Annotated in this window: 23 protein-coding genes; 20 read left to right on the top strand and 3 right to left on the bottom strand. The window is 38.9% G+C overall.

The annotated features are described in order from the left end of the window. Positions 1–250 precede the first annotated feature (250 nt). The 6 genes from ACVWXS_RS21580 (at position 251) to ACVWXS_RS21555 (ending at position 4,660) form a co-directional block, all read left to right on the top strand. Complete coding sequence (locus tag ACVWXS_RS21580; RefSeq protein WP_254660198.1) at positions 251–1,066, top strand: YitT family protein; 816 nt, start codon at positions 251–253, stop codon at positions 1,064–1,066. Positions 1,067–1,118: 52 nt separating this feature from the next. Continuing rightward, a complete protein-coding gene (gene cccB / locus ACVWXS_RS21575; RefSeq protein ID WP_374965329.1) occupies positions 1,119–1,442 on the top strand; it encodes a cytochrome c551 in 324 nt (107 codons plus the stop codon). A 200-nt stretch (positions 1,443–1,642) separates the two neighbouring features. Next, on the top strand, positions 1,643–2,578 hold the full coding sequence (gene hprK / locus ACVWXS_RS21570; RefSeq protein ID WP_068985985.1) for an HPr(Ser) kinase/phosphatase: 936 nt from the start codon (positions 1,643–1,645) through the stop codon (positions 2,576–2,578). A 58-nt stretch (positions 2,579–2,636) separates the two neighbouring features. Further along, entirely contained in the window at positions 2,637–3,455 is an 819-nt protein-coding gene (gene lgt / locus ACVWXS_RS21565; RefSeq protein ID WP_068985984.1) for a prolipoprotein diacylglyceryl transferase, read from the top strand. Positions 3,456–3,472: 17 nt separating this feature from the next. After that, positions 3,473–4,114, top strand: coding sequence for a pyrophosphatase PpaX (gene ppaX / locus ACVWXS_RS21560; protein WP_456960096.1), 642 nt, complete (start codon positions 3,473–3,475; stop codon positions 4,112–4,114). A gap of 3 nt (positions 4,115–4,117) precedes the next feature. Continuing rightward, entirely contained in the window at positions 4,118–4,660 is a 543-nt protein-coding gene (locus ACVWXS_RS21555) for an acyltransferase (RefSeq protein WP_456960095.1), read from the top strand. A gap of 55 nt (positions 4,661–4,715) precedes the next feature. On the opposite strand, the gene ACVWXS_RS21550 is transcribed toward ACVWXS_RS21555, so the two are convergent. Further along, on the bottom strand, positions 4,716–5,045 hold the full coding sequence (locus ACVWXS_RS21550; RefSeq protein ID WP_456960094.1) for a hypothetical protein: 330 nt from the start codon (positions 5,043–5,045) through the stop codon (positions 4,716–4,718). Between the two features lie 597 nt (positions 5,046–5,642). Between ACVWXS_RS21550 and ACVWXS_RS21545 the strand changes: the two genes are divergently transcribed. The 14 genes from ACVWXS_RS21545 (at position 5,643) to ACVWXS_RS21480 (ending at position 18,255) form a co-directional block, all read left to right on the top strand. Continuing rightward, positions 5,643–6,815, top strand: a complete 1,173-nt coding sequence (locus tag ACVWXS_RS21545) for an ATP phosphoribosyltransferase regulatory subunit (RefSeq protein ID WP_456960093.1) — start codon at positions 5,643–5,645, stop codon at positions 6,813–6,815. Further along, entirely contained in the window at positions 6,808–7,431 is a 624-nt protein-coding gene (gene hisG / locus ACVWXS_RS21540; RefSeq protein WP_456960092.1) for an ATP phosphoribosyltransferase, read from the top strand. The genes ACVWXS_RS21545 and hisG overlap by 8 nt, the downstream gene beginning before the upstream one ends. Positions 7,432–7,495: 64 nt before the next feature. Continuing rightward, on the top strand, positions 7,496–8,770 hold the full coding sequence (hisD, locus tag ACVWXS_RS21535) for a histidinol dehydrogenase (protein WP_456960091.1): 1,275 nt from the start codon (positions 7,496–7,498) through the stop codon (positions 8,768–8,770). Between the two features lie 4 nt (positions 8,771–8,774). Beyond that, positions 8,775–9,374 (top strand): imidazoleglycerol-phosphate dehydratase HisB, encoded by a 600-nt coding sequence (gene hisB, locus ACVWXS_RS21530; protein ID WP_068985977.1) that lies wholly within the window; start codon positions 8,775–8,777, stop codon positions 9,372–9,374. Beyond that, positions 9,371–10,003 carry an imidazole glycerol phosphate synthase subunit HisH gene (hisH, locus tag ACVWXS_RS21525; protein ID WP_456960090.1) on the top strand — a complete coding sequence of 211 codons (633 nt, stop codon included), beginning with the start codon at positions 9,371–9,373 and terminating at the stop codon, positions 10,001–10,003. Before hisB ends, hisH begins: the two co-directional genes overlap by 4 nt. Further along, positions 9,997–10,758, top strand: a complete 762-nt coding sequence (gene hisF, locus ACVWXS_RS21520; protein ID WP_068985975.1) for an imidazole glycerol phosphate synthase subunit HisF — start codon at positions 9,997–9,999, stop codon at positions 10,756–10,758. Before hisH ends, hisF begins: the two co-directional genes overlap by 7 nt. Continuing rightward, positions 10,755–11,372 (top strand): bifunctional phosphoribosyl-AMP cyclohydrolase/phosphoribosyl-ATP diphosphatase HisIE, encoded by a 618-nt coding sequence (gene hisIE / locus ACVWXS_RS21515; protein ID WP_374965334.1) that lies wholly within the window; start codon positions 10,755–10,757, stop codon positions 11,370–11,372. The genes hisF and hisIE overlap by 4 nt, the downstream gene beginning before the upstream one ends. A gap of 90 nt (positions 11,373–11,462) precedes the next feature. Next, complete coding sequence (locus ACVWXS_RS21510; protein WP_456960089.1) at positions 11,463–12,986, top strand: tetratricopeptide repeat protein; 1,524 nt, start codon at positions 11,463–11,465, stop codon at positions 12,984–12,986. Between the two features lie 86 nt (positions 12,987–13,072). After that, positions 13,073–14,017: a thioredoxin-disulfide reductase gene (gene trxB / locus ACVWXS_RS21505; RefSeq protein WP_456960088.1), complete on the top strand. Its 945-nt coding sequence runs from the start codon at positions 13,073–13,075 to the stop codon at positions 14,015–14,017. A gap of 477 nt (positions 14,018–14,494) precedes the next feature. After that, on the top strand, positions 14,495–14,962 hold the full coding sequence (locus ACVWXS_RS21500) for an NUDIX domain-containing protein (protein ID WP_068985971.1): 468 nt from the start codon (positions 14,495–14,497) through the stop codon (positions 14,960–14,962). A 9-nt stretch (positions 14,963–14,971) separates the two neighbouring features. Continuing rightward, positions 14,972–15,865, top strand: a complete 894-nt coding sequence (gene rapZ / locus ACVWXS_RS21495) for an RNase adapter RapZ (RefSeq protein ID WP_068985970.1) — start codon at positions 14,972–14,974, stop codon at positions 15,863–15,865. A gap of 4 nt (positions 15,866–15,869) precedes the next feature. Next, positions 15,870–16,865, top strand: a complete 996-nt coding sequence (locus ACVWXS_RS21490; protein ID WP_456960087.1) for a gluconeogenesis factor YvcK family protein — start codon at positions 15,870–15,872, stop codon at positions 16,863–16,865. A gap of 70 nt (positions 16,866–16,935) precedes the next feature. Then, positions 16,936–17,883 (top strand): DNA-binding protein WhiA, encoded by a 948-nt coding sequence (gene whiA, locus ACVWXS_RS21485; RefSeq protein ID WP_368637119.1) that lies wholly within the window; start codon positions 16,936–16,938, stop codon positions 17,881–17,883. A gap of 114 nt (positions 17,884–17,997) precedes the next feature. Beyond that, a complete protein-coding gene (locus tag ACVWXS_RS21480) occupies positions 17,998–18,255 on the top strand; it encodes an HPr family phosphocarrier protein (RefSeq protein WP_068985967.1) in 258 nt (85 codons plus the stop codon). A 37-nt stretch (positions 18,256–18,292) separates the two neighbouring features. Here the strand turns inward: ACVWXS_RS21480 and ACVWXS_RS21475 are convergent, their stop codons facing one another. Further along, a complete protein-coding gene (locus ACVWXS_RS21475) occupies positions 18,293–18,661 on the bottom strand; it encodes a hypothetical protein (protein ID WP_456960086.1) in 369 nt (122 codons plus the stop codon). A 55-nt stretch (positions 18,662–18,716) separates the two neighbouring features. After that, the gene (clpP, locus tag ACVWXS_RS21470; RefSeq protein WP_068985964.1) at positions 18,717–19,298 is read right to left on the bottom strand and encodes an ATP-dependent Clp endopeptidase proteolytic subunit ClpP; all 582 of its coding nucleotides are present in this window, start codon (positions 19,296–19,298) and stop codon (positions 18,717–18,719) included. Positions 19,299–19,698 lie beyond the last annotated feature (400 nt).

Raw genomic sequence — 19,698 nt, 5'->3', positions numbered from 1 at the left:
TTTGCGTTATTCATCTTAATTGAACCGCCGTATACGGAACCGTACGTACGGTGGTGTGAGAGGTCGGGAGTTAATCACTCCCTCCTACTCGATTTTTTAAATAAGAGGAGTAATTATTTTATGTTTCCTTCATCAAAATGAAGTTCTCAATGTGAAAGCTATTTGCTATAATCATCTCGTCTTAAAAAATTCTGAAAGTTGAAGTGGACGTGGGGAAATGAATCATGCACAGAGTGCAAGAGATAGCATTATGGAATATGTATACGTCGTTGTTGGAGCGGCAGTCATTGCCATTGGCTTCAATGTATTTTTACTGCCAAATCAAATAGCCTCAGGCGGTGTAAGCGGGATTAGTACAATTTTACACGGTTTATTTGGCTGGAATCCTGGTTATGTACAGTATGCATTTAATATTCCATTATTTATAGCAGGTGTATTATTACTTGGAAAAAAGTTTGGGATAAAATCATTTATTGGAACTGTGACATTACCGTTAATTGTATTACTAACACATAGTTGGGAGCCTTGGACCGATAATCCTTTACTTGGTGCGTTGTTTGGGGGAATTGTTGTCGGTTTAGGAATAGGACTTGTCTTTAAAGGGAATGCTTCTACAGGTGGCACTGATTTACTAGCGCAAATTATTACAAAGTTTACCGGAATTACTCTTGGTACAAGTGTACTATTGATTGATGGAATGATCGCGATTAGTGCAGCAATTGTTTTTGACTTAGAGAAAGGTTTGTATGCACTTATTGGACTTTATGTCACTACTAAAACAATCGATATTATTCAGCTCGGCTTTAGTCAATCCAAAATGGTTTATATTATTACGATGAAACAAGATGAGATACGTGATGCTATTTATGCCGAGATTAATCGTGGCGTGACAAAGTTACCTGCAATTGGAGGGTATACAGGGGAAGCACGACCAGTACTGATGGTTGTTGTTTACCAAACAGAGTTCACAAAGCTGAAACAACTCATTAAAAGCGTTGACCCATCAGCGTTTGTCATTGTTTCCGATGCTTATGAGGTATTAGGCAAAGGTTTCAAACGTGCATAATTTTGGTATAATGTCGGGGAAAGATATTTTTAACTAATGAGGAGGGGTACTAATGAAAAAGGCAATGTTAACATTAGTGTTCGGATCAGCAATCTTCCTAGCTGCTTGTGGTGGCGGAGATAAAACTGCAACTAAAGATGAAGGGAAAACTGCCGCTCCAGACGGTGAAACAATTGCTATGAAATCTTGTATTTCTTGCCACGGTGGCGAACTACAAGGTCAAGGTAATGCACCTGCACTTAAAGATGTAGGCTCTCGTTTATCAGAAACAGAAATTTTAGATGTTATTGAAAATGGTAAAAATGGTATGCCTCCAAATGTTGTTAAAGGTGAGGATGCAGAAGCAGTTGCCAAATGGTTAGCTTCTCAAAAATAAAACATAAAAAACTAGCGGATTTGGAGAACCGCTAGTTTTTTATGTTTTGTGGTGTAATTTTCAGCTAACAGACAAGAGAGTAAATACATTTCTTTTATTCCTAGACATGCTAAAATAAAGTGATACTGCAATCAGTGAAGCTGATTGCTAGTTGAACCAATCGGGCTAGTTAATCGCCAGATGAATGGGGGCTACTAATATTGGTCGTAGTATTAACAAGAGACGTAATGGAGAAATTTAAATTAGAGCTATTAGCTGGTGAGGAAGGAATAGGAAGAACGATTGTCACGAGTGATATTTCAAGACCAGGACTTGAAATGGCCGGGTATTTTACACATTATCCTGCGAATCGAGTACAATTGCTTGGGAAAACAGAACTTTCATTTTTTGAAATGTTACCTGCAGATGTGAAATTGGAGCGTATGCGTTTACTGTGTTCGCAGGATACGCCAGCTATAATTATTTCTCGTGATTTAGAGATACCTGAGGAGCTTTTACAGGCTTCTAATGAAAAGCACGTCCCTGTATTTAAAACACATATGACAACAACGAAGTTTTCAAGTAGGCTGACTAACTATTTAGAAGGTTGTTTAGCACCAATGACTGCTGCTCATGGAGTTTTAGTCGATGTCTATGGCATTGGTGTACTGATCATCGGGAAAAGTGGTGTAGGGAAAAGTGAAACAGCACTTGAACTTGTAAAGAAAGGGCACCGATTAGTAGCTGATGATTGCGTGGAAATTCGTCAGGAATCAGAGAATTTCTTAATCGGAAGTCCACCACCTCTTTTAGAACACTTACTTGAAATTAGAGGTATTGGCATAATTGATATTATGACGCTGTTTGGAGCAAGCGCGGTGCGACCGTACAAACGAATTACGTTAATCATCGAACTGGAAATTTGGGATCCAGAAAAGGTATATGATCGTTTAGGTCTAGAGGAAGAGAAAATGAAAATCATTGATACGGAATTAACGAAGTTAACAATTCCTGTAAGACCTGGGCGCAATGTATCTGTTATTATTGAAGTAGCTGCCATGAATTACCGTTTGAAAAAGATGGGTGTTAATGCAGCGGAGGAGTTTTCTAGACGTTTAGATGAGGTTATTACTTCAACAGATGAATTAGATGATTAATGGTTTATTAATAAGATACAATGACCTAGTAATAGAAGAATGTTGAGAGGAGCATAAGATGGACTTATTACTATTACAAATTGATCCGATTGCTTTCAATTTAGGACCTATCCCTGTTCATTGGTATGGGTTGCTAATCGTATCGGGTATTATTTTAGCTTATTTTGTAGGACAAAGAGAGGCTATGAAGCGGGGATTGCCGGAGGAGTTTCTGGCGGATTTATTACTATGGGCCGTTCCTATTTCCATAGTATGCGCACGCATTTACTATGTAACGATGCGTTGGGATTATTATGGTCAGAATCCAGAGAAAATTATTGAGATTTGGAATGGTGGTATCGCGATCCACGGGGCTCTTATTGGGGCATTTATAACAGCTTACATATTCACTCGTAAAAGAAATATAAGCTTTTTAAAAGTAGCGGATATTGCGGCACCAAGTATATTGATTGGCCAAATAATTGGTCGATGGGGAAATTTTATGAACCAAGAGGCTTATGGTGGTCCGGTGTCACGTGAATTTTTAGAAAATCTGAGGCTGCCTGATTGGATTATTAATCAAATGTATGTTGAAGAATTAGGAACATATGTACATCCTACGTTCTTATATGAATCCGTATGGAATTTCATTGGGCTAATCATTTTACTAGTATTACGCAAAGTAAATTTAAATCGTGGGGAAATATTCTTTGGCTATATCATTTGGTATTCATTCGGTCGATTCTATATAGAAGGCATGCGTACAGATAGCCTATATTTAGTAGGAGATTTACGCTCAGCTCAGGTTGTTTCAATAATTGGTATTGTAGTGGGTCTTGTGGCGATTATTTACCGACGTATAACAGTAAAACCTGCAGTGAAGTATTTAGATGATTAATAAGGGGTGCAAGGACAATGGCTGTAAAGGCATTACTATTTGACTTTGATGGTACATTACTCAATACAAATGATTTAATCATTCAAACATTTATGCATGTTTTAAACGAGCGATTTCCCGGGCAATATTCGCCAAAAGATTGCCTAAAATTCCTTGGGCCGTCCTTGAAACAGACAATGAGTGACATTGCTCCTGGTGAAGAGGATGCAATGATTGCTAAATATCGCGAATATAATGAAATACATCACGATGAGCTTGTCACTCAATATCCTGATGTTGTATCAACTTTAGAGCAATTAAAGGCTATGGGTATCAAGTTAGCGATTGTGTCTACAAAGCGTAATGGGATGATTGACCGTGGACTTAAGGTGCTCGGTGCAAATCATTTATTTGATGTCCGTATTGGTACGGATGATGTGAAAAATGTAAAGCCTGATCCAGAACCAGTTTTGCTTGCCCTTGAACGCCTTGGTGTAAATAAGAAAGAAGCCATTATGATTGGTGACAATTCTCATGATATTGAGGCAGGACACAATGCTGGAATTAGAGCGGCTGGTGTCGCATGGGCTTTTAAAGGTGAGGAATACTTACAGCAGTTCAAGCCGGAATATATGTTGCATCATATGACGGATTTATTTGAAATTGTGAAAGAGGGTTAGTAAATGGCACGTAAAACAGAACGCTACCGTGTCGAAGGAGCAAACTCGCTTTGGAATATTTATGATACGGTGTCCTTTTGGAAGGTGATGAAGTGTTTTATTGTCATTCAAATTGGACGCTTCACACCTTTTTTACGTGTGAAAAACTGGTTGTATCGAACTTTTTTAAAGATGGAGATTGGTGAAAAAACTTCATTAGCTTTAATGGTAATGCCAGATACAATGTTTCCAGAACGAATTCACATCGGTGACAATACCGTTATAGGCTTCAGTACAACTATTTTGGCGCATGAGTATTTAATAGAGGAGTATCGTCTGGGAGATGTTTATATTGGCAATGAAGTAATGGTTGGTGCCAATTCAACGATACTACCAGGTGTTACGATAGGTGACGGTGCGATTGTTTCGGCTGCAACCCTTGTCCATAAGGATGTGCCAGCTGGCTGTCTTGCAGGCGGTAACCCTATGCAAATTATTTATACAGCTGAACAAATGGCGGACCGTAAACGTAATGAAGTAGTGCAATGGTGCATGCCCAAAAAATAATAAGATCTACACTGTGCATGCTTACTGTGCACAGTGTTTTTTTGTGTTGAAAATACTATTGTAACAATGGGTTGATTTCCGTTCCGACTGGGCGCTTTGTTGCTGTCGCTTCGCTTTCGCACAGATAAAACATTTGCCGCTGCCGCTTCGCTTTCGCGCAGACAAAATCCAGTTGTTGCTGCCGCTTCGCTTTCGCACAGATAAAACAGTTGTTGCTGCCGCTTCGCTTTCGCACAGACAAAATCCAGTTGTTGCTGCCGCTTCGCTTTCGCACAGATAAAACAGTTGTTGCTGCCGCTTCGCTTTCGCACAGATAAAACAGTTGTTGCTGCCGCTTCGCTTTCGCACAGATAAAACATTTGTTGCTGCCGCTACTCTTTCGCACAGGAAACCTCCGCTTCGCTGCGCTCCAGGGTCTCGGGCCAACAGATGTTTTTTGCGCGAAAGCGTAGTGCTAACGTAGCGGCAGCAGCACGATGTTGGTCACGAGGGCGTTATCACTGGACGTGATGCTCTTAGCCTTCGTTCTTCTATCGCTTTATCCCCAAGGAGTCGCCCAGTCTCCACTCCAATCAACTGATTCACATGACATACGTTTTAACAAAATGACACCCAACTTTTTAGTTTTATCGACTAACTTTCACGTTTTATCACCCAACTTTTGAGTTTTATCGACTAACTTTCACGTTTTATCACCCAACTTCTGAATTTTATCGACATCCACCTTCCAAAGAGCAAAAAAAGATTTACATAGTTTTTTGTCTAAAGGTTTACAAGTTTAAGGAGAGAAAAACTTGCTATGCCGAATAAAGTTTCAATTTATCTATTTTCGAGTATAATTAACAGAATAATCAGTAATGAAATTATTCGACAATTCATAGAGAGTTGCATTGACGGAAAGGGAGAAATAAGTTAGAATTCTTTCATAATCTAATTCTCTAATACTCTAGTGAATTAAAGCGAAACGTGAGGAAGTGTCAAAATGTCGTCGATTAAAATGTTTGAGAAACCACTTGGAATGCGCGATACATTTCCGCAAATATACGAAAAGATAGAGGCTGTAAGAAATACGGGGCGAGACTTTTTATGCAGCAGGGGCTATGAATTTATTAAGACACCTGCAGTAGAGTATTTTGATACAGTCGGTAAAGCATCAGCAATAGCCGATGCGCATTTATTTAAGTTAGTAGATAGCCAAGGAAACACGTTAGTACTACGACCTGATATGACTACACCGATTGCTCGTGTAGCAACATCAAAATTATTAAAAGAGATGATTCCATTACGCCTTGCTTATTTTGCTAGTGTCTTTCGTGCACAAGAGGCAGAAGGTGGGCGTCCAGCAGAATTTGATCAGATGGGGATCGAGTTAATTGGAGACAATTCTGTGTTTGCTGATGCTGAGGTTATTGTGGCGGCAATGGAGCTATTACAGCAATTTGGATTAGCAAAATTTAAAGTTACTATCGGCCATGCAGGGATATTAAATTGTATTTTACAAGACTATACAGAAAGCATTGAACAACAAAATATACTTCGGATACTTCTAGTGCAACGCAATTATGTGGGGTTTGAAGAAGCAGTGGCATCATTTGATTTACCTAAAACAAAATCGGATGCATTACTACAATTTATTGAAGAAGCTATGAATTTAAAAGAAATCCAAGATATTGAAAAATATGTGCGGAAAAATGACGCATTAGAATATATGCAACAGCTCGCTAAACTACTTGAAATTGCAGATTTAGCGGATTATGTAGCCTTTGATTTTACACTTTCTAGTCATATGAGCTATTACACAGGAATGCTATTTGAAGTGTTTGCAACAGGCAGTGGTTTTCCATTAGGTAATGGCGGACGTTATGACGGATTACTTGAGGTGTTTGGCTCAAAAGTAGGCGCTACAGGATTTAGTATTCGCGTTGATCGCCTACTAGAAACGCTGGATGAGCAATCTGATGAACGACAAGAAGCGACAGTAGTGCTATTTGAGGAACAACAATTTGAAGCGGCTCTTGCAAAAGTACAGACGCTTCGAACTGCTGGTAAACAGGCTACCTTACAGTTAAGAAATAGCCTAGTTGATGAAGAAGCTTTTTTAGCACACTTTAAAGAAGTAGTTGTTGTGGGACAGGAGGACGTTGGCAGTGAATGAATTAACGATTGCTATGCCGAAGGGGCGTATTTTTGATGAGGCATACCAAATGCTGTTAGAAGCTGGCTTTAATTTACCAGAGGAAGTCGAAATGTCCCGTAAATTAATGCTTGAAATTCCAGAAGAGAAAATTCGTTTTATCTTAGCAAAGCCGATGGATGTTCCTGTTTATGTAGAGCACGGTGTGGCGGATATTGGTATCGCTGGAAAGGATGTTTTGTTAGAACAGCAACGACAAGTACATGAATTACTAGATTTAAAAATAAGTACATGTTATATCGCATCGGCAGGTTTACCTAATACTACGATGAATGAAATCGCCCCAAGAATAGCGACTAAATATCCTACTATCGCGATGAAATATTATAAGGGAATTGGGGAGCAAGTTGAAATTATTGAGCTAAATGGATCGATTGAACTGGCACCTATGATTGGCTTAGCAGACCGCATTGTCGATATTGTTTCAACAGGAAGGACGCTGAAGGAAAATGGTTTAGTGGAGTATGAATTTATTACGGATGTGTCATCCAGGTTAATTGCTAATCCAGTAAGCTATCGTATGAAGGGGGACCGCATTATCGACCTTGTGAAACGTTTAAAGAAATGTGTGAAATAAAACATGTTCACAGTCATCGATAATAGACAACTACATGTACCTAGAATTAAAGGAGATTAATCCTATGAAGATAACAAAGCTAGCAAAAGGTATTTCCTTAAAACGACCACTTGAAGGTGGCAATGAAGAACAGTTAAAGGTTGTACGTCAAGTATTAGCAGATGTTCGTGCACAAGGTGACACAGCCATACGTTTTTATACAGAAAAATGGGATGGCTTTGCACCTGATCATTTACGGGTAACGAAGGATGAAATAGAAGAGGGCGCAAATTCTCTTGATCAACAGCTTTATGCTGATTTAACAGAGGCTGCACAAAATATTCGCTTTTATCATGAGCAGCAGAAGCGTTCAGGTTATCGCTTAGAGTTAAAAGATGGGTCGTGGCTTGGGCAACGAATTACTGCTCTTGATGCTGTAGGACTTTATGTTCCTGGCGGTACAGCAGCGTATCCATCGTCAGTTTTGATGAACGTTATTCCTGCACAAGTTGCTGGTGTCAAACGCATTGTTATTACGTCTCCAGCAGGTCGCGATGGAAAATTACCTTCAGGTGTACTTGCTGCGGCGCATATTTTAGGGGTAGAGGAAATATATAAAATCGGTGGAGCTCAGGCGATTGCGGCTCTAGCTTATGGTACAGAAACGATTTCTCCTGTTGATAAAATTACAGGTCCAGGAAATATTTTTGTAGCATTAGCAAAACGTGAGGTATTTGGTGAGGTAGCGATTGATATGATTGCAGGTCCAAGTGAAATTGCCGTGTTAGCAGACGACACAGCATTTGCTGATGAAATTGCAGCTGATCTTTTATCACAGGCTGAGCATGATAAATTGGCTTGTGCCATATTGGTGACGACTTCTGAGCAGTTGGCTAAAAAAGTGGCTGAAGAAGTAGAGAAGCAGCTAATCACCTTACCGCGTGAAGAGGTAGCGCGTGCATCTATTGAAAACTTTGGTGCCATTTATGTGGCTGAAACGTTGGCAGATGCCGTAGATGCCATTAATTCGCTAGCTCCTGAGCATTTAGAAATTGTGACAAAAAATGCTGAGGCTGTAGCGGAACAAGTACGACATACAGGTGGTATTTTCATCGGCCGTTATAGCTCTGAACCAGTTGGTGATTACTTTGCAGGGACAAATCATGTGCTACCAACGAATAGCACTGCACGCTTTGCAAGTGGATTAAACGTCGATGATTTTGTGAAAAAATCGAGCGTCGTCTTTTATAGTGAAAAAACTTGGGCAGAAAATGCACCGAAAATTGCACGTCTAGCACGTATGGAAGGCTTAGAGGGCCATGCTCGTGCAGTCGAATCACGTGGATGGGAAAAGGAGTAGCACAATGACCGAAAAGAAACGATATGCAAAAGTTGAACGTACAACAAATGAAACACAAATTTCAGTAGCTATCGAGTTAGATGGTGAAGGAAAGGCGGATATTAAAACGGGTGTTGGCTTTATGGATCACATGCTAGATCTATTCATCAAACATGGTCTTTTTAATGGGACGATACAAGCAAATGGTGATACATATATAGACGATCATCATACAACAGAAGACCTCGGAATTGTATTAGGTCAAGCGATTCGTGAAGCACTCGGTGATAAAAAAGGAATCAAGCGCTACGGTACAGCATTTGTGCCAATGGATGATGCACTTGCACAAGTAGTAGTAGATTGCTCAAATCGTCCGCATTTAGAATATCGTGTACCACAGTTAAAGGAGAAAGTTGGTAACTTCGATACTGAATTAGTACATGAATTTTTGTGGAAGTTTGCGCTTGAGGCTCGGATGAATGTTCATGTCATTGTGCCTTATGGACATAATACACATCATATCATTGAAGCTATTTTTAAGGCGTTAGCACGTGCTATTGACGCAGCAGTAGAAATTGATCCACGTGTTAAAGGTGTACCGTCGACTAAGGGGCTGTTAACGTGAAAATAGGTGTTATTGATTATGGAATGGGGAATTTATTTAGTGTTGAGCAGGCATTAAAACGACTTGGTTGTGAGGTTATTGTCACGGCTGACGAAAAAATGCTAGACACAACGGATGCACTGTTGCTTCCTGGTGTTGGGGCATTTCCAGATGCCATCAAACGTTTAACTGAAACGAATTTAGATCGATATTTGCACAAGGTGAAAGCTGAAAATCGACCACTTCTCGGAATTTGCTTAGGCATGCAATTATTATTTGAGCAAAGTGAAGAGGTGTCACCAACGAATGGTTTGGGCTTTTTCAAAGGAAGCATTAAACGATTTAGTGGAGACAACGCTGGACAGGCGTATCGCGTACCGCATATGGGGTGGAATGAGCTCGTAGTGGCAAAGCGTCCTTCATGGTTAAAGGGTGAAGGATCGGCAAAGCATGTGTATTTTGTTCACTCATTTTATGCAGCAAATCTAGATGAAACAGAGCTTGTTGCTTATGCGGATTATCATGGTATTAAGGTTCCAGGTATAGTTGTAAATGGTTCTATCACTGGAATGCAGTTTCATCCCGAAAAATCAGGTGAACTAGGAGTATATTTATTGGAGCAATGGTTGAAGGGGGTGGCTTCATGTTAACGAAGCGCATTATTCCATGTCTTGATGTGAAAGAGGGGCGAGTTGTAAAAGGTGTACAGTTTGTGTCATTACGTGATGCGGGTGACCCAGTAGAGCTGGCCAAGTTTTACGATGAGCAAGGGGCAGATGAGCTTGTGTTTCTTGATATTTCGGCATCACATGAAGGACGGGAAACAATGGTTGATGTAGTGCGGCAAACCGCGGCGACATTAGCAATTCCATTTACAGTAGGTGGTGGAATTCGTACATTAGACGATATGAAACGCATTTTACGTGCAGGTGCCGATAAAGTATCAGTGAATACTTCTGCTTTAGAGCGACCAGAGCTTATTAAAGAAGGTTCTGACTTTTTTGGCGCACAGTGTATTGTTGTAGCTATTGATGCGCGCTATAGTGAGGAAGACGGCACATGGATGGTTTATACGCATGGTGGCCGGAACAAGACAAATTGGCAGGCAACTGAATGGGCTAAGGAAGCGGTTCGTTTAGGTGCTGGGGAAATATTATTAACGAGTATGAATCAGGACGGTGAAAAATCAGGTTTTGATTTAGCATTAACAAAAGCCGTGAGAGAGGCTGTGACAGTTCCTGTTATTGCAAGTGGCGGTGCAGGAAATGCCGAACATTTTTACGAGGTATTAGCTGAAGAAATCGATGCAGATGCAGCACTTGCCGCATCCATCTTCCATTATAAAGAAACGAGCGTAGCGCAAGTAAAAGAATACTTACGTGAAAAAGGAGTGGCAGTAAGATGATTGACAGCATTAAATTTGATGATAAGGGTCTTGTCACTGCGGTTGTACAAGATGCGAATACAAAAGAGGTTTTAACTGTAGCATATATGAATAAAGAATCCTTGGAGAAAACACTTGAATCGGGAGAAACATGGTTCTTCTCACGTTCACGTCAAGAGCTTTGGCATAAAGGGGCAACAAGTGGTCATACACAAAAAGTTGTGTCGATCAAAGCGGACTGTGACGGTGACGCATTAGTCGTAGAAGTAATTCCTGCTGGCCCGGCTTGCCATAACGGAACAACTTCTTGTTTTACAGAGATTATTCAGCAAAATGCCAAGGTCGGATCTGTTGAGATTATTTCTAAACTTGTAAATGTCATTGAAAAGCGTGAACAAGAAATGCCTGAAGGCGCGTATACTACATATTTATTCGATAAAGGAATCGATAAAATTTGTAAAAAAGTCGGCGAAGAAGCAACAGAGGTTGTGATCGGTGCGAAAAATCGTGATGCAGAAGAGGTAAAATGGGAGGCTGCCGATTTAATTTATCACCTACTAGTGTTACTACAAGAGCAAAAAGTAAGTGTTTATGACGTGTTACAAGTGTTAGAAAAACGTCATGAAGAGAAATAACGGCATATCGCTTATTGTATGCTATAATAGAAGTTACTGTGTAAAGGAACGTGTGAAACGTTCCTTATTTCTTGTTTCGGAGGAAATATTTTGGAAAAGAAACGTCAAAAAGAGAATCAAACGAATATAGTGTCGTTCATTCCAACAGGCGACTATTATTATAAAAAATCCGTTCAAGCAATGAATAGCGGACAAATGAATAAAGCATATAAATATTTACAGCGAGCAGTTGATTTAAGTCCTGATGATCCAATGATTTTATTGCAATTAGCGATTATTGAGTTAGAGGGTCAACGTTTCGAGGAAGCGTATGATCTTCTTCGTCACGCTTATGAGATAGATCCAGATAATCCAGAAATTATTTTTTACATGGCAGAGGTATCTGGATGTGTTGGTATTATACAAGATGCTAAACGCTTTGCAGAGCAATATTTACAAATAGAGCCAGAGGGTGCCTATGCAGTTGAAGCGGCGGAAATATTAGAGTTTGTTGCTTTTGAGCAAGATGAATTTGAGGAGCTTGAAGGTTCTGGTGAAGATTTATATCGTCAGGAACAGGCGAGACGCTGTATGGAAAAGGGAGATTTCCCTGAAGCTATTACTATTCTTGAAGATTTAATTGAAGGTAGCCCAGATTTTTGGTCGGCCTATAACAACCTAGCTCTTGCTTATTTTTATGTAGGGGAAGCAGAACAGGCGAAGGCTCTTCTAAACAAGGTATTACGTGAAAATAAGGGGAATTTACATGCACTTTGTAATTTAACTGTTATTGCGTATTATGAAAAAAATGAAGAGGATTTAAAGGATCTTTTAGAAGTACTTGTGAAAATTCAGCCATACACATGGGAACATCGGTACAAACTGGGTGCAACATTAGCGCTTGTTGGACAGTATGATTTAGCATTTAAATGGTTACGCAGCATGCAAAAACGAGGCTATGTTGGAGATGCTGGCTTTTACTTTTGGTTATCACACGCAGCGTATTTTTCTAAACATGAAGAAATTTCAAAGAGTGCATGGGAGCAGCTACTTGAGCTAGATCCAGATAAAGAAGGCTTTGAACCTTGGCGCCAAGAGGAAAATGTATATGCGCTTGATGCATTAGAGCATGATCGAGACTACATTGTGGATAAACTAGAGAGCAGTTATGTAAGTGAGCGCATTTTTGGGTTATTTTTACTTAGCTGTACAGCACATAAACAAGAAATTATTGCGCATCCAAAATGGATAGACGTTGAAAAATTCGATACATTTGAAAAATTATTCTTGGCGTACTCTCTTGGCCATGAGTTTGATATGAAAAATAAAGTGGAGGCTAGCTTTTTACGCGCAGTAAGTGTACCAGAAATTTTACTAGAACAGTATGGCAAACTGACGACACTTATTGCACCTATGTTCCAAATGTGGTTTGTACTGTGTGAACAAGCACTGATTAACAATTATCGTTTTACCAATCCAGCAGCTATTGCAGGAGCAAATGATTATTTATTTCGTTCTTCCCGAATGCTCAAGGTTACAAAAAAAGAGATCGCTGAGCAATACGGGGTATCAGTGTCAACTTTATCGAAGTACATTGATGAAATTTTAAAATTTTTACCAGACACGCATAAGTAGACTGTGAGCAACATAGTTGAATAACTTTTTACTTTCACATACGATGAAGTTATCATAAAAAAACATTTGTTTTAGGGGGAAGTTTTATGTCAGAAGAAAAAATCTATGATGTTGTAATAATTGGTGCAGGTCCTGCTGGTATGACTGCAGCTGTTTATACGTCGCGTGCCAACCTTTCAACTTTAATGATTGAACGTGGTATCCCTGGTGGACAAATGGCGAATACAGAAGAAGTAGAAAACTATCCAGGGTTTGATACAATTTTAGGGCCTGAACTTTCTACAAAAATGTTCGACCATGCAAAGAAATTCGGTGCTGAGTATGTGTATGGCGATGTGACTGAAATTATTGATGGTGAGGAATATAAAACAATAAAATCAGGTGCTAAAGAATACAAAACACGAGCAATTATTCTTTCTACAGGTGCGGAGTATAAAAAAATGGGCGTGCCGGGCGAAAAAGAACTTGGAGGTCGTGGTGTCAGCTATTGTGCAATATGTGATGGTGCATTCTTCAAGCAAAAAAATCTTGTTGTCGTAGGTGGCGGAGATTCTGCTGTTGAAGAAGGTGTTTACTTAACTCGCTTTGCGGACAAAGTAACAATTGTGCACCGTCGTGATAAATTACGTGCGCAAAAAATTCTTCAAGACCGTGCCTTTGCTAACGAAAAAATTGATTTCATTTGGAATGCAACAGTCAAAGAAATTAATGAGGCTGATGGTAAAGTTGGAAGTGTAACACTACAATCAACTGTAGATGGTACAGAATCTAATTTTGTTGCGGATGGCGTATTTGTATATATCGGTATGCTACCGTTAACTAAACCATTTGAGTCTCTAGGGATTTTAAATGAAGCTGGTTATATTTTGACAAATGATAATATGGAAACTACCGTACCAGGTATCTTCGCTGCAGGAGATGTGCGTGAAAAGTCACTTCGTCAAATCGTTACAGCGACAGGTGACGGAAGTATTGCAGCACAAGCAGTACAGCATTATGTGGAAAAATTATTAGAAAAAATTAATGCTTAAAGTGGATCAAGACTAAAATCTGTTTTTGATTGGCCCATCACCAAAAGTTGTGGATGACATTTGTTAAAACTTATGCCATATATAAGTCAGAACGGAAATCAACCCTACATAATGGTGATGACTCTCTTGATTAAAATTTAAGGAAAAATATACAATTTTAATACGGTTTTAATATTGTTGTAACTTGAATGACATATAAAAGGTGTAATATACAAAGTGTAATTAGCAATCCCCCTTTTAATTTGTTTAGTAGGTTGTTTCCACCAAATTAGGTGGAGCAACCTATTTTTGTTGTGATAAAAAATTTTGATTTTTTATTGCGCCGTTTCATATGTTTAAGTAGCGGTTAAAACATAGTTCCCGTAGATAGTAGTGAAGCTAAAATTGCCATGCACCTAAAGTTCTGAATGGAGGACAAACCTTGTTTGGTCTTGTTATAATAAAAGGTAGAATGCAAAAGTGATTAGAGGTGTGCCTATGCAAAGAATTGCAAATTTAATAGCCGTAAAAGACGGTCAAATATTATTACTTCAAAAGCCGAGACGCGGCTGGTACGTAGCTCCTGGCGGTAAAATGGAGTGTGGTGAGTCAATCTATGAGGCTGCTGTACGTGAGTTTCAAGAAGAAACAAATGTCACACCATTAAATGCTCATTTAAAGGGTGTTTATACGATGATTATTAAAGAAAATAATGAGATAGTTGATGAATGGATGCTTTATACATTTGTTGCAAAGGATGTAGAAGGTGTACCGTTTGTTGAAACTAGAGAGGGCAAACTTGCATGGCACCCAGTAGAGGATTTAAAACATTTGCCTATGGCTGAAGGTGATCGAACAAATTTACAATTTGCCATCTCACAATCAGGCATTCAGTACGGTACGTTTGAATATACGACTGATTTTGAATTACTTCATGAGAAAATACAAATATCAATAGAACAATAAAGGGGCTGCATGACAGTGGTGGTTGAAGACCGAAAAAATACACATGAATTGGTTATTATTACAGGAATGTCTGGCGCTGGAAAAACAGTAGCGATTCAAAGCTTTGAGGATTTAGGGTATTACTGTATTGATAATTTACCACCAGCGTTACTTACAACATTTTTAACCCTGCTCAGGGATTCGGGTAAAAATATTACACGTATTGCAGCTGTCATGGATATGCGTGGTGGCGACTTTTTTGATTCTCTTATTGGCGCACTCGACCATATTCTTAAAGAAGGCGATATTGTTGCACGAATTTTATTTTTAGATGCGGATGATGCAACTTTAGTTAGACGTTATAAGGAAACAAGGCGTGCACATCCATTGGCTGTAAATGGGTTACCGTTAGATGGCATTAAACAAGAACGGAAGCTTTTATCGGAAGTAAAGGGTCGCGCTAAATTTATCTATAATACATCTAACATGAAGCCAAAAGCGCTACGCGAAAAAATCGTTAAAGAATTTGCTAGTGATGCCGATAATATTTTCTCAGTAAATATCATGTCTTTTGGATTTAAACATGGTATGCCGATAGATGCAGACTTAGTGTTTGATGTTCGTTTTTTAAAAAATCCATACTATGTAGAAGAGTTACGCCATAAAACGGGTTTACAAACGGAGGTATCTTCTTATGTTCTGGCACTTGAAGATACGCAAACACTCATTCAAAAACTAACGGATCTGTTTGAATTTATGATTCCTCTCTATAGACAAGAGGGCAAATCACAACTTGTCATTGCTTTTGGTTGTACTGGAGGACAGCATCGTTCGGTGACATTAGCTGAATATTTCGGGGCATTTTTAGCCAATAAGGAAAATGCTGTTATTACACATCGTGACATCAATCGTAGAAAGGATTGAGTGAATGGGAAAGAAGCGAACAAAGCTTGTTGTAATAGGTGGTGGTACAGGGCTCTCTACTTTACTACGAGGGCTCAAGCACCACCCATTTGATATTACTGCAATTGTGACAGTAGCTGATGACGGTGGTTCTTCAGGACGCTTACGGGATGACTATGATATTCCACCACCTGGTGATGTTCGTAATGTTATCGCGGCGTTATCGGATGTTGAGCCACTTGTAGAGCAAATGTTTCAATATCGATTTTCAGCATCAGAAGATTTACGTGGACATTCATTAGGGAATTTAATGTTGACTGCTTTAACGGAAATTACTGGAGATTTTAACCATGCTATTAGTGAAATGGGAAAGGTTTTAAAGGTCCATGGTCGCGTCTTACCAGCAGCCAACAAAAAGATAAATTTACATGCAGAGCTAGAGGACGGTTCAATAATTGAAGGTGAATCTAAAATTCCAATGGCTAAAAAACGATTGAGTCGTGTTTTTTTAGTGCCTGAAAACGTGCAACCGTTACCAGAGGCTATTCGAGCAATCAATCGTGCTGACTATATTTTAATTGGTCCGGGAAGTTTATATACAAGTATTATTCCAAACCTTCTTGTAAAAGGAATTGGTGAAGCCGTTATCAAGGCTAAAGGAAGAAAAATATACGTTTGTAATTTAATGACTCAAAAAGGTGAAACGATTTCCTATACAGCAGGTGACCATGTGCAAGCTTTATACAAACATGTTGGAGATTCCTTTATTGATTCTATTTTAGTAAATGATGTAAAACTACCTCATCCTGTAGAAGAACTTTATAAGGAAGAATGTGCGGAGCCAGTAACATTTGACGTTGCAAAGCTTGAAAGTATGGGATTAGAGGTTATTAAACGAGATATTGCCACGATTCGCTCAGATGGGACGGTTCGTCATAATGCAGCAAACGTTGCAAAATGGCTTGTAGATTACGCAAATATCTATAAGAAAAATGTAAGTGAACCAATTATAGAATCATAAAGCGCTATTTGTATATGATAAGATGGACATATACATAGAACTAAAGGTTGGTAGGAAAGGGGGGCTTGATATGTCTTTTGCTTCTGAAACTAAAAAGGAATTAACCCAAGTAGAAGCAGACAATCATTGTATGAAAGCAGAAGTATCTGCCCTAATTCGTATGAATGGTTCATTATCCTTTGCTAATAAACAGTTAAGCTTAGACGTACAAACGGAAAACGCTGCAATCGCAAGAAGACTTTATACGATTATGAAAAAGCTGTATCCATATAATGTAGAGTTACTTGTTCGAAAAAAAATGCGTTTGAAAAAAAATAACGTATACATTTGCCGTGTAAGAGAAGGTGCGCGTGAGCTACTAATCGATTTAGAAATCATCTCAGACGATTTTCAATTTAATCATACTATTTCTCGAGAGCTCATAAAAAAGGGTGGCCAAAAAAGAGCGTATTTACGAGGCGCATTTTTAGCAGGTGGTTCTGTCAATAATCCAGAAACATCAGCCTACCATTTAGAAATTTATTCATTATATAAAGAGCATGGCGAGGCTTTAATGGATTTGATGAATGAATTTGAGCTAAATGCAAAGACAATTGAACGAAAAAAAGGCTTTGTAACCTATTTAAAGGAAGCGGAAAAAATTTCTGATTTTCTTAATATTGTAGGTGCTCATCAAGCTATGATGAAATTTGAAGACGTTCGCATATTGCGAGATATGCGGAATAGTGTTAATCGCATTGTTAACTGTGAAACAGCAAACTTAAATAAAACAATAGGTGCAGCATTACGACAGGTAGAGAATATTCGTTTTATTGAAAATTCGATAGGCCTAGATCAATTGCCTGAAAAGCTTCGTGAAATTGCACGATTACGAGTAGAATATCAAGATGTAACCCTAAAAGAACTTGGTGAGATGGTATCAAGTGGAACGGTTAGTAAATCAGGTGTCAATCATCGATTAAGGAAAATCGATGAAATTGCCGATGCATTAAGACGTGGTGAAAAAATTGATAGTTAAATTTTCATACTTTTCAGGTATGAATGTCATGTGTAATCGCGTATTGTTCTTTTGCTAGTAAGTGAGGTAAGATAAAACTAATAAAATGAACGGTAGTAAAGGGGAGTTTTAAGAATGACCGAGAGAAGAGTCCATGTAAAATTAAAATTAGGACTACAAGCTAGACAAGCGGCGCTATTCGTACAAGAGGCAAATCGTTTTAGCGCAGATATCTTTCTTGAGAAAGAAGAGAAAAAAGTAAATGCTAAATCCATTATGGGTGTAATGAGTTTAGCTATTGCCAAAGGAACAGAGGTTGTCCTTAGTAGTGATGGTAACGATGCTGAGCAAGCGGTTACAGCATTGGCAGCACTAATCGAAGAAGAAGATTAAAAAACCTATAATGCGAAAACTGTCCAAGCAGTAAAACTTACATGCTGGGCAGTTTTTTTGCGTTTTTGCAACGCAGAACAAATAAGTCCTGAAAGAAGAGCCAAAATGATGGAAAGTAAGGATAGGTCGACGGAAAGAAAGGCTGAAACGACGGAAAGAAAAGACCGCGACGGAAAGAAGAGCTGGAGCGACGGAAGGAAAGGTCGAAGAGACGGAAAGAAAAAACCGCGACGGAAAGAAAGGCTGAAGCGACGGAAAGAAGAGCCGAAGCGACGGAAAGAAAAGTCAAATATAGGGTAGAACCATCAGAATGGTGGATAGAACCGCCAAAGTCGTGGATAGAACCGCCAAAATCATGGATAGAACCGCCAAAGTGATGGATCACCCCTTCAAACCATACATACATGGATGTCGAATAAAAAAAGACATCTCAGAAATAATCTGGGATGCCTTTGATTTTTTTATTTGCGTTCCATAATTTGATCGATTAAGCCGTATTCTTTTGCACGTTCAGCAGTCATGAAGTTATCGCGATCTGTATCTCTTGAAATTACTTCAAGCGGTTGACCAGTGCGTTCTGATAAAATGCCATTTAATTTTTCGCGTAAGAATAAAATACGTTTTGCAGCGATTTCAATCTCAGTTGCTTGACCTTGTGCACCACCAAGAGGTTGGTGAATCATTACTTCGGCATTTGGTAATGCGAAGCGTTTACCAGGTTCACCAGCAGCAAGTAGGAAAGCACCCATAGATGCTGCCATACCAATACAAATTGTTTGTACTTGTGGCTTGATAATTTGCATTGTGTCATAAATTGCCATACCAGCAGTGATTGATCCGCCTGGTGAGTTGATGTAAAGAAAGATATCTTTATCTGGATCTTCTGCTTGTAGGAATAGAAGCTGAGCAACAATTGAGTTAGCTACATTGTCGTCAATCGCGCTTCCTAATAAAATAATACGGTCTTTTAGTAGTCGTGAATAGATGTCATAAGCACGTTCACCACGACTTGTTTGTTCAATAACTGTAGGAATTAAATTCATGTTAAATCCTCCTTAAAAAACTAAATTCGAATACTTTTGCTGATAACATTCATTGTGTATCAGCCGTATCCTTATCATACACATTATAGTCAGGGAAGGTCAAATATTAAACCTGCTAAAGTGAAATTAAATAAATAGCCAATACTGAAAACTGTTCATGACTAAAACAGTATGGTTGATGTAGCGAAGTGTAAGCGCCAAGAAGGCCTAGGTCACGCCAAGGAAAGCCTTCTCCTGTAGTGAAATGGATAGTCAAGTACATATTTTGATGAAGACCCTAAAAAAAAATTAAAATCTTTTGCATTCTATAGTTGAATTATGAGCAATACGTTTGTATAATTGATAAGGTCATAAGTTAAAGTACAGTACACTATTTTGCAGGTATGCTTCAAATGAGGAT

It is taken from the genome of Lysinibacillus sp. TE18511 (assembly GCF_054062295.1).
Note: the sequence above shows the minus strand (reverse complement) of the source record. Positions and strands in the feature narration are given on the sequence as shown.